The sequence below is a fragment of the Mycoplasmopsis fermentans PG18 genome (assembly GCF_000209735.1).
Taxonomy (GTDB): domain Bacteria; phylum Bacillota_I; class Bacilli_A; order Mycoplasmatales; family Metamycoplasmataceae; genus Mycoplasmopsis; species Mycoplasmopsis fermentans.
This window is the reverse complement of the sequence record NC_021002.1, coordinates 679,916-695,139: the sequence shown is the minus strand read 5'-3', so window position 1 is coordinate 695,139 and position 15,224 is coordinate 679,916. Positions and strand designations below refer to the sequence as shown.

Annotated in this window: 13 protein-coding genes; 4 read left to right on the top strand and 9 right to left on the bottom strand. The window is 26.8% G+C overall.

Going from position 1 to position 15,224, the window contains the following annotated elements; all coding sequences use genetic code 4:
- Positions 1-2: 2 nt before the first annotated feature.
- Positions 3-212 (bottom strand): hypothetical protein, encoded by a 210-nt coding sequence (locus MBIO_RS04820; protein WP_129622071.1) that lies wholly within the window; start codon positions 210-212, stop codon positions 3-5.
- 178 nt (positions 213-390) lie between these two features.
- Positions 391-876, bottom strand: a complete 486-nt coding sequence (locus MBIO_RS03155) for a hypothetical protein (protein ID WP_013527078.1) — start codon at positions 874-876, stop codon at positions 391-393.
- Between the two features lie 127 nt (positions 877-1,003).
- On the opposite strand from MBIO_RS03155, the gene MBIO_RS03150 reads away from it, so the two are divergent.
- Entirely contained in the window at positions 1,004-1,957 is a 954-nt protein-coding gene (locus MBIO_RS03150) for a GIY-YIG nuclease family protein (RefSeq protein WP_013527079.1), read from the top strand.
- Between the two features lie 65 nt (positions 1,958-2,022).
- On the opposite strand, the gene MBIO_RS03145 is transcribed toward MBIO_RS03150, so the two are convergent.
- The 7 genes from MBIO_RS03145 to pdhA all read right to left on the bottom strand — a co-directional run bounded on the left by MBIO_RS03145 (position 2,023) and on the right by pdhA (position 13,022).
- Positions 2,023-3,186: an SLAC1 family transporter gene (locus MBIO_RS03145; RefSeq protein ID WP_013527080.1), complete on the bottom strand. Its 1,164-nt coding sequence runs from the start codon at positions 3,184-3,186 to the stop codon at positions 2,023-2,025.
- A gap of 27 nt (positions 3,187-3,213) precedes the next feature.
- Positions 3,214-6,156: a DUF262 domain-containing protein gene (locus MBIO_RS03140; protein WP_013527081.1), complete on the bottom strand. Its 2,943-nt coding sequence runs from the start codon at positions 6,154-6,156 to the stop codon at positions 3,214-3,216.
- The gene (gene dcm, locus MBIO_RS03135) at positions 6,149-7,399 is read right to left on the bottom strand and encodes a DNA (cytosine-5-)-methyltransferase (protein WP_015511085.1); all 1,251 of its coding nucleotides are present in this window, start codon (positions 7,397-7,399) and stop codon (positions 6,149-6,151) included. Before dcm ends, MBIO_RS03140 begins: the two co-directional genes overlap by 8 nt.
- A 287-nt stretch (positions 7,400-7,686) precedes the next feature.
- Positions 7,687-9,897, bottom strand: a complete 2,211-nt coding sequence (lpdA, locus tag MBIO_RS03130; RefSeq protein ID WP_041594235.1) for a dihydrolipoyl dehydrogenase — start codon at positions 9,895-9,897, stop codon at positions 7,687-7,689.
- 1 nt (position 9,898) lies between these two features.
- Positions 9,899-10,849 carry a 2-oxo acid dehydrogenase subunit E2 gene (locus tag MBIO_RS03125; RefSeq protein WP_013527084.1) on the bottom strand — a complete coding sequence of 317 codons (951 nt, stop codon included), beginning with the start codon at positions 10,847-10,849 and terminating at the stop codon, positions 9,899-9,901.
- 59 nt (positions 10,850-10,908) lie between these two features.
- Positions 10,909-11,910, bottom strand: a complete 1,002-nt coding sequence (locus tag MBIO_RS03120; protein WP_013527085.1) for an alpha-ketoacid dehydrogenase subunit beta — start codon at positions 11,908-11,910, stop codon at positions 10,909-10,911.
- Between the two features lie 2 nt (positions 11,911-11,912).
- A complete protein-coding gene (gene pdhA / locus MBIO_RS03115) occupies positions 11,913-13,022 on the bottom strand; it encodes a pyruvate dehydrogenase (acetyl-transferring) E1 component subunit alpha (RefSeq protein WP_041594234.1) in 1,110 nt (369 codons plus the stop codon).
- A 261-nt stretch (positions 13,023-13,283) separates the two neighbouring features.
- On the opposite strand from pdhA, the gene MBIO_RS03110 reads away from it, so the two are divergent.
- The 3 genes from MBIO_RS03110 to MBIO_RS05125 all read left to right on the top strand — a co-directional run.
- Positions 13,284-14,333, top strand: a complete 1,050-nt coding sequence (locus MBIO_RS03110) for a Fic family protein (RefSeq protein ID WP_013354905.1) — start codon at positions 13,284-13,286, stop codon at positions 14,331-14,333.
- Positions 14,334-14,423: 90 nt separating this feature from the next.
- Positions 14,424-14,819 carry a transposase gene (locus tag MBIO_RS05130; protein WP_258408935.1) on the top strand — a complete coding sequence of 132 codons (396 nt, stop codon included), beginning with the start codon at positions 14,424-14,426 and terminating at the stop codon, positions 14,817-14,819.
- 106 nt (positions 14,820-14,925) lie between these two features.
- Positions 14,926-15,224 (top strand): transposase (locus MBIO_RS05125; protein WP_309299402.1); only part of this gene is annotated, 299 nt, incomplete at its 3' end.

The following is a 15,224-nucleotide window of genomic DNA, read 5'->3' as shown; positions in this document are numbered from 1 at the left end:
TTTTATATTTTAAGAAATTTTGGATTATCTATATTTTCTATAAAATAATCTTTTCCATAAGACAAATTAAGAATTGAATTATTATTAAATAAACTTAAAACTATTTTAGAAAAAATGAAAAGTAAAAATGGAGTAAAAGCATCTGATTTAAATTTAGAATAAAAAAGCCACATCATAGATGTAGCTAAATATGTATAACCCTTTACTTCCATATTTGAAGTTTTTAAATAATGCTTTAATTTTTATGAATAATTTTTACACAAACAATAAACATTAAAAATATATTAATAAAATAATAAGCACTAACTAAAACTATTAAACACTTTCAATAACAATAAATCTAAATTGTAATTTTAAGTATAAATAGCATTATTAAGGAAAGATAAATTATTATATTTCAATTAATGTTTCAATATTAGCTTTATCAATAGCAACTTGCATTGTTGCTATTTCTTGTTTTAATTTTAAATTAGTATTTTTTAATTCGTTAATATCATATAAATATTCAATATATTCAATTTGACCATCGTTGGTAGTTTTTCTTGTTTTTTGCTTTTTAGAACATAACAAATCAAATCTTTGAACTAAAGAAGATTTTTGTGCTAATAAAATTAAAAGTTCAGAAATACTTAATCCTTTATAACTAGTTATTGTTTTGATGTTTGCTTTTTGAACAATAATTTTAAGTCTTAAAATTTCTTGATTAATTTCTTGACGTTTTTTATTAGTTTTATTAAAATTATACGATGATTTTTCAACTGTTTCATCTTTTAAATATATAACATAATTATCTTTATCTTCTTCTTGATTAAGAACAATTAATTCGTCCTCAAGAATTTTAATTCTCTTGATAATTTCTTTGATCGATAGTTTCACATTTGCTCCTTTATATATTATTATGATATAACATTTTCTATATTATGCAAACAAAATGAATTAGGTTATTAAAGTTGAAAGTTATAAAAAAAGTAACATTTTTTTGCTAATCTGCGATAATTTAAGCATGACAACAAATACTAATAAAAATTCTTTAACAACAACCATTCAATTAATATTAGAAGATGGGACATTAGACGGGATTTTGTATCTCAAAACTTTAAGATGGCCTCTAGGAGGAATTATGTTGGTAAGTCCTCGCGATAAGGTTACTAAATTATTGGACGAATATGAAGAATGCAATAATTGAGGAATATATTTATTGATTGCAAAAGATCAAGTTTATGTAGGACAATCTTCAGAATTGAAACAAAGAATTGAACAACATTTATTAGGAAAAGATTGATGAGAAAAAGTTTTCTTATTTACTACATCAAATAATTCATTAGACAAAAGTGGAATCGATTATTTAGAATCAAAACTAATTGATAAGGCAAAAGCGAATAATAAATTAAGTTCAGATAATAAAAAAAATGGAAACAAAACTAATATTGATAGATTCCGAGAAACAGAATTAAAAGAATATTTAAATGAATTAATTTTCTTATTAGACTTTATTAATATTGATGTTTTTAACGATAATACAAACAAGAAAAATAATTTAGAAAATGTAAATTTATCAAATATTATTAAACCCAAATCAGAAGAAGAAATTAGAAGTCGAAGTAAACAGGAAATATTTTCTTATATTGAAACAAAAACAAAAATTGATTTAAAAAATAATACTTACTATAGTAAATATTATGATCGTAAAAATTATTATTGATTTACTTTAAAAAATAATTCAGTTAATAGTGATTTAAAATTAGTGCTAAATGATATAAATTCTCAAGAAATAACAATTTTGCAAATTCCAGCCAAAAAATTTGAAATTTCAGATACTAAAGGAACGAACAAATTTCAAAAAACTAGAAGTGATAATAAATTTGATTTATATATAAATAATGTTTTATTCGAAAAACAAAATAAAATTGACTTTACAGAATATGTAATAGATAAAATTCGTTATTCTTCCTCATAAGAATACATTTGAACCACTCTATGTGCTTTTTTTAATAAAAAAGTGTCCAACTAAGAACACTTAATTTACTCTAAAGAATCTAAGTCAACTTTAGTAACTTCAATTCCTTCAACAATTGTTTTTTGATTTTGAATATCAGAATTGTTTTTATCTTTATCGCTAAATATTTTATGTAAACCAACAACATATTTATAGAAAACATAATTAATAATTACTGTTGCAAAGATTAAGAATAAGATAGCTAAAATAATAAAAGCAAAATGAACATAAACATTTAAATCCTTAGTAAATACCACTTGTGCATATTTGAATAAAGCTGTTGAACTTATTTCGATAGGGAATGTAAAACAAGCTCAAGTGAAATAAAATTTTTTAGATTTTATTGAGATAGCTAAAGAATAAAAATATGCAGCTCAACCAACTAAAATAAATAAGAATAATATTCCTGTAAAAGTATATAAAATTACATAATTATTTAAAATATTTGCGTTTGGATTCTTAGGATCAAATAAAGTTAAAAATGCAAAACTTAATACCATTGCTGGAGCACAAAAAATTGCTAAAGATGGAATATCTTGATGATTTTTGTGGCCTACAAAAGCGACCTTAAATGCTACTAAAATAAAGATTAAAAAGCAGAATAATAAACCTATAAATCAGAGTATTTGGTAAAAAAGTAAGGGTATTATATTTTGATAATTATTAGCTCCAAAAGTAAGGATTACAAAACCAACTGTTGGAATAAATCAAGAAGCAAAAGCTTCATCATATTTAAAATCATGTTGAACTATAATTAATACTATAAAAGTTATTAAATAAGCTATTTGTAATATAAAAGCAATGAATGAAAATACCAATGGAATATATAACCATTTTTTAGCTTCACTAGCTTCTAAATAAGTATTTAATATTGAGGCTATAAAAGTAAAAATAGAAATAAATGTCATTAATAAAGTGGGTATAAATGCTGCTGTATTTGGAGCTTTTGCTTCTTTATTAAATACGTGCCTTGCTTTAATAAATCTTAAGCAAACAATAAAAGCTAAAGCAAAAGCAATTAACATCCAAAAAGCTTGAATGCCAATTGAAACATTATTAATTAATTTTCCATTGCTTGAGTTTTTAAATTCATTAAAAGCCCCATTATAAGCACCAGCTAAACCACTTATGCCAAGTGCAAGTCCTCCTAAACCAAGAGGTACTTTTTCTAATTTATTTTTAAAAGTCATGAATTAATTTTATATTAAAATAAAATTCTAGTTAGCATTTTTGAAATTTTTCAATGTTTCATTATCAAATTCAAAAACTTTATAAATTTGCTCTCACATAACTTTTGATCTACTTATCATTATTTGTTTTTGTTCGTCTAAATTTTCTCAATGCTTTTGAATAAATTCTTTATCCTCTAGGTTATGTTTTTCGATTGTTTTATCCTCTAGGTTATGTTCTTCGTTTTCTTCATCCTTTAGGTTTTGTTTTTTGGTATTGTAATCAAATTCTAATGATAATAATTTATCAAATATATAATCGCCAAATTTATCACTAAATTTCTTATTTCCTTTTGAACTATTTGTTTTTTTGCTAGCTATATGGGCATTTCCTAAAAGGTTTAGATATTTTCTTTCTTGGTCTACTTCTCCACTTTTATTTCTGAAAACTGGTGTTAAATGTTCTCAAGATAAATTTGTTCAATCTTTAAAATAAGAAGATTGTTCATCATTTTCAAAATAGTGTAGATTTTTATTATTTTTTCCTATACTATAATTTATTAAAAGTAATAAAGAAACTGGATCGTCTGAAGATGCTAATAAATCTGTTTTCTTATTTAACAAATCTTGTTCCATCTTTTTATTTATTTCATCAATTTCAGCATATTTTCTTAAAAATACAAAATTATTGTATGCTAATTTATCAAAGTTTGTACAGTCATCATTTAAACTTTGAACTATTTTTTTAATTGGCATTGTTAGTGATTCACCTTTAAATGAAATAAATTTGTTAAAGAATCTAATTCTAGCAACTTTATAAACTACTTTTGATAATCTTCTTAGTAAACTAATTCTCGATTCTTTGACCAAATTGACATTAAATAAGTTCATTTTGTCAAAAATAGATCAAAGTAAAGGGATATAAATTGTTTTGCCTTTTCCTATGATAAAGTTAACTAAAAACTTCATATTTTCAAGATTGTCATAATCTCAATCATATTTATTTTTAGAATTTCTAATCAATTTGTTTTTAGCAAAATAACTAAAAATTTCAACCGTTTCACATAATTTGTCGATTAGTTCTGAATAATTAGAATATTTTTTAGATAATTTTCTTCAAACTTCTACAAAAATATTGTAGGTTAAATTGTTTGATAATTCATTTGAATTAATTGATACGTTATTAATAGTTGCCATTGAGTTAACGTAATTATCAAACAATTTTGAATCCAAGACAAGTGTTTTTCTTTCACTTTTACTAATAAATAATGGTTTAAAGAAATTGTCAAATTTGCTAATGTTTGATTCTACATTTGAACTTTTTTCACTTAGTTGACCATAAACAAAATTACGAACTAAATCGTATGACGTTAATGGTTTTGAATACAAGTTAATTCTTTGAAATAATTCATAGTTTTTAGGAGTTTGTTCTTGGTTTGTGGTAATTGTTGTTAAAAATGTTTTTTGATAAAATGCTTGAACAAAATTTTTAAATTTTTCTTCTGCATCGTTAATGTTTGTAAAAAAGTAATCGTATAACTTCTTAGTAATAGCTTTTAAATTTTTATAAATATTAGTTTTATAAAATTCTGAATTTTTACCTTCGGCTGCATTTCAATTATCACCTAAAGCGATGCTAAGAGAATTGTATGAATCACTTTCACTAATATTGTTATAAATACTTGTTATTTTTCTAGGCAATAAACTATTAGAATTGTCTTTTATATCAATGTAATATCTAAACATATTTTCGACAGGATCTTTTGGTAAAAATAATTTCAAATTTTTAGCATGTAAAAACAATTTATATAAAGAATATGCAATTAATATTAATGTCACTGTTCTTTGTTGTCCATCGATTATTTCTTTAACCTGATTATTTGCTGTCTTTTCCCATCAATAAACAATTCCTAAATTTAAAATTTCTTTTTGATTGGAATTATTAGATGAAATATTAATTAAATCTCCAACTATTCTTAAAACGTATTCTTCATTTCATACGTAACTTCTTTGAAATACTGGTATAGATATCTTCATATTTAAAAGTTTATTAAAATATGATTGAATATTTAATACATCAAAAGAAGGAGCTAATTCTTTATAAATTGCTTCATTATCATCAATATAAAATTTATTTCTATCCAAATCTTTTGTAACAATTGCTTCTTCATTTGTATATAAAATATTACTTATATCATCATCTTTTTTAGCGTTTAAAATGTTTAATAATTCATCCATATTTTCATTAAAAGAATTTAAATTTGTGTTTTCATTATTTAATTCAATTTTGTTTATTAATTCCTTATAATAAGACAAATCTCTTTCATTTAATTCTGATCATTTTGAAAAAGGATTATTTCTTTTTTTGTTTTTTGAAAAAGAAAGTCAGCTAAAAATAATTGAGTTGATTATTGATTTCTCATCAAAATTTCCTAATTCAACTTCTTCATATTCTACGTTATTGTCTTCAAATTCTTCAATTCATTTATTTAATTTTTTAATTAAATTTTGTTTTAATTTTTTGTTAACATTTCGCAAAATATATTTATATACAAATTTTTCCAAATCTACTTTTTTATAGTTTAATTCGTTTTCTAAGTTACTTCCAAAATAAGCTTTTAATTCAATAATAAAATCTTCGTCGAATTTGTAATAATTTTCATGAAAATTATCTAATATTTTTAATTCTTCTAAAACTTCCATTGTTTGTCTTACTGTTGAAGCGCTATAGAATTCTTTTTCTTTTTCGCCTTCATCATAAAGAAAAATAAACTTTCTATCATACTCATATAGACAAACACTTAATTTATTGTTACTTCTATCAACTAATTCAAATTTAACATCTTTTATATCTGCAAAAGCATTAAAAATAATGTCTCAATCTCATTTTAAAATTGTTCTTTTAATATAGCTTTCAACTGATGTTCCAATTTTTCAAAAATTAAAAAACTTTTTTTCTTTTAAAAATTCTATATGTTTACTACTAATCATTTTGACCTCCATTATATTCTTCGATTTTTGCTATTAACTGAAATACACTTTTTATAGCTGGCACACAAATTGAATTGCCTGCTTGACGATAAAGAGCTTCTTTTGTTATTATGTTTTTTTTCTTAAATTCATTAACTTTTTCAAAATCTTTATCTTCAAATCCCATAATTTTGTAAGCTTCTCTATTTGTTACAAATCTTTTGTTATAAAAACCTTTTAAATTAGCATCATAATCTAAAACCCCAACATTAGGATGACGATCTTGTTTGGTTGTCAATGTGTTAATACGACATTCATCAATCTTTTGATTCTTATAAATAGTTGAATAATTTTTATTTTCAAAAGCCATTCTTTCGCGACTTTGACTTTTTTTGATTAAAGCTTCTTTTGATTCTTCTTCTTTTTTATTTTCTAAATCGAAAATTTTTGCAAATTCTTTTCATTTATTTTTAATCTCTCTTTCTTTGCCAAAATTAAGTAACTCATCTAAATAAGATTCATCATTTTCTTTAAAAGGAACTTTTAAATCATTTCTAACACTTAGTGCAAAAACTCTTTTACGATGTTGAAGTGAACCATGATCTTTGCCGTTTAATACTGCTGTAAAAGTTCTATATCCAAGTTTATTTAATTTCTTTTTTCATTCGTTATATTCTTCTTTATATTTAGTCACTAATTGTTGGACATTTTCAAGTAACAAATATTTTGGTTTGTTCTCTAATAATTCAATAACGCGTGCTATTTGTCAAACTAAATGACTAGTTGAATTGTTGTTTTTAATTCCTAACGAACGACCCATATTAGCACTTGAAAGACCTTGGCAAGGGAATGAATAAGTTATTAAATCGAAATGTAACTGATCTAATTGTTCTTTAGTAATCTTTGTAATATCATTAAAATTATTTGATATTAGATTTGCAGCTACTAGGGCTTTTTTAAGTTCATAACTTTTGTTTTTTAAGCTACTAATAGCTTTTTTACTAGTCATACTAAAAGTTCTAGACTTTAAATATTCATTAATTTTTGTTTCATCTTCTAATTTATTTGAATTCAGAATTTTTTCTATTTTTGTTTCATCAAGGTTGTGATGAATAGCTGCATAAGCAATGGTTGCTTGTATATCTCAATCGCATTTTGCAACGATTTCAAAATTTACTTCTTTTTGTTTTTTATTTAATCAAGTAATGGCTTTGTGTTGAGCACCAATACCAGAGAATGTTTCAAATATTCTTATTTTTTGCATAATAAAAAATACCTGGGGAAGGTATTAATCATTTGATAAAAAAACAAAAAGAGAGCAATTAAAAATTGCTATTTTAAATAGATCAGAGAGAGAGAGAGAGAGAGAGAGTAAGGCATATTCTTTTCCTTTCAAAAAAATATCTTTTGTTAGATTAATCTATTCTTGTTTGAATATATTAATTATACTATATTTTGTTTGTTTTAGAATTAAGAAATTAATCTAAAAATAAATAAAAAAGGTACATTGATTTTTACCAAAGTGCCTTTTTTATTATTAAATTAGTAAAATTATTTCTTGTTTTCTTCTAAGTAAAGTTTAAGTGAAGCAGCTCTTGCAGCTTCTCAAATAATTTCCGAATAAGTTGGGTGTGGGTGAATTGTGTAAGCTAATTCTTTGACACTAACTTCTTGTTCCATAGCAAGTGCTATTTCCGAAATATAGTCAGTTGCATGAGCTCCAATAATGTGAGCTCCTAATATTTGCCCATATTCACGATCAACAACTAATTTAACAAAACCAGAAGTTTGTTTGGTTGCAATAGCTTTTCCTAAATAAGAGAACATGTATTTTGAAGTAAAAATATTGTATCCTTTATTTTTTGCTTCTTCTTCAGTTAAACCAATGAAAGCAATTTCAGTGTTTGTATAAATACATCCTGGAACTGGTTTATTGTGATAACGAACATTTTTTTCACCTAAAATGTTACCAACAGCAATTAAAGCATGTTGATATGCAACGTGAGCTAACATGTTTTGTCCAGTTAAATCTCCAATTGCATAAACGCCTTTAACATTTGTTCTCATTTTTTCATCAACTAGAACTTCCTCTCTAACTCCGACATTAACTCCAACTTCTGCAATACCTTTACTTGATGGAATACGTCCAACAGCAATCAAATAAACATCAGCTTTAATTTTTCTTTCTTTACCACCAATTTCGTAAAGAAGTTCTTTTTTATTATTTAAACCTGTTGAAGTTGCATTGTAAATAATTTGAACCCCATGCTTTTCTAGATGTTTAAGAATTTCATTTGTTACATCATGATCAATACCAGGAAGTAAGTGGTTTTGGTTTTGAATAATAGTTACTTTAGCACCTGCTGAAGCAAATACTTGAGCAAATTCAACGCCAACAACACCACCACCAACAATAACTACCGATCCAGGCAATTTTGAATCATAGTTAATTGCTTCGCGGCTTGAAAGAACATAATTATTTTCATATCCAACCTTAAATCCAGGTAAAGCACGCAATCTACGTGAGTGACTGCCTGTGGCTAAAATAATATTTGTGCCACGATATACTTTACCATTTATTTTAATTTCGTGAGCTCCAACAAATTCTGCTTCGCCTTCTTCTATTTTACATTTAGAAGCAATCATTAATTTTTTAACACTACTTGAAATTTGATCTACTACGCCTTTTTTACGTTCATGCATTTTGACTCATGTTTTTTGTAGATCTATCTTTAATTTATCTAAGTTCCCAACAATACCATAACCAGCAGCATCGGTTAAGGTTTCTAAAACATCAGTTGATTTAAGCATTGCTTTAGTAGGAATACATCATATATTAAGACATACACCACCTCAGAATTCTTTTTCAACAATTAATACTTTTTTGCCTGCTTTGCCTAATTCTTCAGCGGCTAAATATCCTCCAGGACCACTACCTACAATAATTACATCAAATTCTTCATCAACTTTGCCTTCGTATTTTTTACCTTCAGAAGTAAATGAAACACCATTGCTTTCTTCTTCTTGGTTAGCTTCATAAGTTGAAGCTTGAGGTGCAACTGGTTGAGGAGTTTCTTTTGCGGGTGAATTTAGTGAACTGAAATCTAGATTTATTAATTCACTTGAATTTGGAGCATCACCTACTAAACATTTTTCTTCTTCTTTATTGGAACTTGGTGCAGATGAAACTGAAGAAGAAGTAGGATTTTTACTTCCTGCATCAATAACAATAACTTCTTGTCCTACATGAATTACATCACCTGTTTTCATTTTAATTTCTTTGATTATTCCATCTACTGGAGAAGGAATTTCAGAAGCAACTTTATCAGTTTCTACTGAGAATAATGTGTCGCCTTCTTTTACTTTATCACCTATTTTAATAGGAATTTCACCAACTGTTCCTTCGTGTAAACCTTCACCAATGTCAGCAAATTTAAAAACATAAAAGCTTGTAGATGATGAAGTAGCAGGTCTACTTTTCGATTCTTCAACTTTAGTAGCAGGAGCTGCAGCTACTGAGCCACCTTTGCCATCATCAATTACAAATATTTCTTGTCCTACATGAATTACATCACCAGTCTTCATTCTAATTTCTTTGATTATTCCATCTACTGGAGAAGGAATTTCAGAAGCAACTTTATCAGTTTCTACTGAAAAAAGTGTATCTCCTTCTTTAATCTTGTCACCAACTTTAACACTGATTTCACCAACTGTTCCTTCGTGTAATCCTTCACCTATATCAGCAAATTTAAATACGTACATATTAATACACTCCTAAAACATCTGGTTTTTCTAATAATTCTTTGATTCTTGAAGCGAATCTTCCAATTACGGCACCATCAATTCAACGGTGATCAGCAGCGACAGTTAGGTACATAACTTTTCCAGGTACAACTTGTCCATTTTTAACTACAGGCTTGTCAATAATAGCACCAACACCACCAATAGCTAATTCTGGATAGTTAATAACAGGAACTCCAAAAAGTGATCCAACTGAACCATAGTTAGTAATAGTAAAACCGGCACCTTTCATTTCAGCAGGTTTAATTGTTCTATTTCTTGCAGCGCCTGCAAGTCTAGTTACTTCACTAGCAATATTAACAATACTTAAATTATCAGCATTATTAATAACAGGAACCATTAAACCGGCTTCAGTATCAACAGCAATACCAACATTAATTACACCAGGGTAATCTAAAGTTTGATTTGCTTCATTATATTTAGCAGTGAATACTGGAAAATCTCTTAAAGCAATAGCAGCTGCTTTAATAATATAAGGTAAGAATGTAATTTTTACATTATCACTTTTAAGTACAATATCTTTGATTCTTGAACGTAAGTCCCAAAGAGCAGTCATATCAATTTCATGAACTAAATTTGTATAAGCAACATTACTTCATGAGTTAGTCATAGCTTTAGAAATTGCTTTTCTAATTGGAGTAATAGCTTCTGAGTGAGCTGAACGATCAATGGCAGGACGAGGTGCTGGAGTAGCTTTAGGAGCTACTGCACTAGGTTGAGTAATTACTTTATTATCAGCTACTGGAGCTGGTGCAAAGTTTGAATGAGCAGCACCTGAAATAGGACTGTTTTTAAATTTTTGAATATCTTCTATAAGAATACGGCCATCAATTCCTGAACCTGGAACTAAGTTAATATCAATTCCAAGTTTAGCAGCCATAGCTCTTGCAATAGGGGTTGATTTAATTTTCATTATTTCTCCTTATAAGACTATAAAACAAGTCTTTTAGTAAATTAAATGGTCTTTAAATATTAAAATTTAAATTCCATAACTTCTTTTATTTTTGCAAGAATTTTGTCTTCATTGATGCACATTCATGCTTCGCCTTTTGCAAGAGGAACAGTTACATCATAACCTGTACATCTTGTCATAGGTGCTTTAAGATATTCAAATGCTTTTTCATTAACTCTAGCCATAATTTCAGAAGAAACTGAAAATGATTTAACAGCTTCATGAACTACTAATAAACGTCCTGTTTTCTTAACACTTTCAACAATAGTTTTAGTATCAAGAGGTTTAATTGTTCTTAAATCAATTAATTCAATTGAAGCGTTAGGATTGATTTCTTTATATTTTTTAACAGCATTAATTGAGTCAAATACTTGAGCTCCATAAGTTACTAAAGTTAAGTCATTACCTTGAGTTAAGACATTAGCTTTTCCAATTTCAACTGTATATTCGCCAGCTGGAACTTCTTGTTTCCCAGCACGATAAATTTTCTTATTTTCTAAGAATACTACTGGATCTGGATCATTTAAAGCTGCTAATAATAAACCTTTAACATCATAAGGAAAGGCTGGCATAACAACTTTAACACCTGGAATGTGAGCATAAATAGCTTCTAAAGCTTCTGAGTGATGTTCCATAGCTTTAATTCCACCACCCATAGGCATTCTTAAAATCATGGGCACGGTGAAACGTCCTCTTGAACGGTTTCTTCATCTAGCTGCATGAGTAAATAATTGTTGCATAGCTGGATAACTAAAACCTTGGAATTGAATTTCGGCAATAGGTCTAAGACCTGCTACTGCAGCACCAATTGCGGTACCAGCAATTGTTGCTTCTGAAATAGGGGTATCAAATACTCTACTTTTACCATATTTTTTTTGTAAGCCTTCTGTAGCTCTGAAAACTCCACCTTCAACACCAGCATCTTCACCATAACAAACTACACGGGGGTCTTTAGCCATAGCAATGTCTAAAGCATTATTAACTGCTTGAACATTATTTAAAGTTAATTTTTCTTCAGCCATGATTATTTGCCTCCTTTAGCTTGTCAGAATTTAATAGCTTCTTCTCTTTGCTCTAATAAATCATCATCAAGCTTTTCATATGTATAGTCAAAAATATCTTCTAATTTGGTATTGATGTCTTTCAAGCTTTCTTCATAAGTTTTCTTAACTTGTTCAAGAGCATCGGCTCAAATCTTTTCTTTTTCTTTTTCAGTAATGATTTTTTTGTCTTTCATATATCTTTCGATGCGATGCATTGGTTCTCATTTTTCATTTTCTTTTTCGTCTTTTTCACTACGATAAAGTTTTGGATTGTCACTAGTTGTGTGAGGGCCTTGACGTCATGTTAAGAATTCAACAATAACTGGTTTGCTTTCTTTTCTAGCATAATCAATTGCTTCTTTAATTACTTCATAAGAAGCTAGAAGGTCATTACCGTCAACTCTAACACCAGCACAACCAAAAGCATGAGCTTTAGCTGCAATAGTAGCTGATCTACTTTCTTCTGAGTTAGGTGTTGAAATAGCTCATTGGTTATTGTTTACACAAAATACTGCGGGTCATTCTTGAACAGTTGCAATATTAACACCTTCGCTAAATTCTCCTTCAGTAGTTCCGCCATTTCCAATAAATGAAATAGCTACACCACCAGTTTTAAGTTGTTTTTGTGCATAAGCAATACCAGCACATTGTGAAATTTGAGTTGCAATAACAATATTAACCGGCATTACATTAACATCTTTAGGATGGTTGCATCCTCATTCTTGACCATTTCAGTAACGAATTAAGTCAATCATAGGAACGCCTAAACGAAGCATAGCAGCATTAGATCTAAAAGCTGGAACAAATCAGTCTTTATTTTCCATAGCCATTGCTGTTGCAATTTGTAATGCTTCTTCACCTAAGTTAGGTGGAAATGTAAGCATACGTCCTTGACGTTGCAATTGCAACATGTATGTATCTTGTTGTCTAGATAGTACCATTCATTTGTAAGCTTCTAAAACTTCAGCATTACTTAGTGGTGCTTTGTAATTTTTTTCAATTACTTTACCATCTATGTCTAAATGTCTAATAATCTTATTTGGATCGTCCATAATTTTATTAACATCGACATATTTGTACTTTGTTTTCATAAAGATACTTCCTTTCTTGAGTCAAAATTAAGTCTTTTATAATTAAGACTATAAAAATTTTATTATTTATATGAAAATATTTCCAAAAATATATTTATATAGCATTCTTTTTGTATCTTTTATGGTAATTTTTTCATTTATTTTTCTTATTCTTGATTTTTTGAAAACTTTTTTGTTAATTTTGAAGCAAAAAGTGAAATTTATTTTTTTCATTTTAAACGCCAAAAATGATATAATGGCTTATAAAAGGTAGCAAAAAAAATGAAAAATATTGATTATAAAAGAATTTTTAATAAAGGTATCCCCACAAATATTATTAACTTGTTGACTGAAATATATGAATATAAAGGAAGACAAAACATTTATATCAATAACAAGAATTTAGAAATCCAAAAGCTTAAAAAACAAGCTTTAATTGACAGTGCAGTTTATTCAAATAAAATAGAAAACATCAATATAAGCAAAAAAAGAATTAAAGATATTTTGCTTGAAAATGATGAGTTGCAAAATGAAAATGAAGAAGATATTAAAGGTTATTTTGAATTATTAAATTCTCTATATAATCAAGAAACATTTGAATTATTAAACACTAATTTGATTCTTGATCTTCATTATCAATTGTTTCAAAACTCAAATACCAAAATGAGTGGGCGTTTTAAGTTAAATGATAATTTTATTTTAGAAACAACCTTAGAAGGTACTCAAGAAATAAAATTTATTCCTGTCAAAGCATTTTTTATTAGTGAATATATAAATAATTTATGTAATAAATATAATGAAGAATATAAAAGTAAGAAGATTAATTCATTGCTTCTAACAACAGCTTTTGTTTTGGATTTTATTTGCATTTCGCCTTTTAATCACGGCAATAGCAGAATGTCTAGAATTCTTTTAAATTGACTATTAAGTGTTGGTGATATTAAAGTCGTTCAGTATATAAGTTTAGAAAAAATCATTTTTGAAAACTTGGAAAAATATCAAAATGTTCAACAAAAAAGTTCATATAAATGACATGATAATTTGAATAACTATTATTACTTTATAGAGTTTATTTTAAAAATTGTTTTACAAGCTTATAAAGAATTTGAAAGCCGTTTTACAAGTTTAGAAAATAAAAAAATTGATGTAGCGGACAACATTTTAAAACTGATAGCTCAATATCAAAAAGTAAGTAAAAATGAGCTAATTAATTTACTACCTGAAAGCAGTAAAAGAACAATTGAAAGAAAACTAAATGTCTTATTAAAAGCTAAAAAAATACTTAAAATTAATCAAGGCAAAAATACTAAATACACTATAAAACAGCATTAAAAGAAAAAATGGGACTGTAAAAAATTTTGTGTAAAGTTCTAAAATCTTTTCTTGATAGACAATAAATTATCAAGAAAGGATTTTTTATTTATGAAAAGAAAAACAATAAATCCTGTTATTGATGAAATAACAGAAAAAATTTTAGAAAATTATAATCCAGTTACTTCTGGTGATCTTAGTATGGCTATGAAAGAAGTATTTCAAAATACAATCCAAAAAATGATGAACAAAGAATTTGATAATTTTATGGGTTATGAAAAAAATGATAATAAAGTTCAAAAAAATTATAGAAATGGTTTTTCTAATAAAAATGTTAATAGTCAATATGGTCAAATGGAAATTGACATTCCAAGAGATCGTGAAGCGAAATTTGAACCTATAATCATCAAAAAGTATGAACGTGATATTTCTGAATTAGTTGATATGGTATTTGCTTTATATTCTAGAGGAATGTTAACAAGAGATGTAAGTGATTTTTATGTTTAGCAAATATGGCGTTAATTATTCTCCAGCACAAATAAGCCAATTAACTAATGAAATTGTTGAAGACGCAAGATTATGATAAGAAAGAAAACTTGAAACATATTATCCAATAATTTATATTGATGCAGTACATTTTCATGTTGTAGACAATAATGTTGTAACTAAGAAAGCTACATATGTTATTATGGGTATTAATGGTGAAGGACAAAAAGAAATTCTAGGACTTTATATTGGAGAAAATGAATCTGCAAAGTTTTGAATGTCTGTCCTAAATGCTCTTAAAAATAGAGGAATTAGTAAAATTAATATTATTTGTTCAGATAATTTAAAAGGTATACAACAAGCTATAGAAGCCGTTTTTCCTGATAGTAAGCAACAACGTTGCATTGTACATATGATAGAAATCTG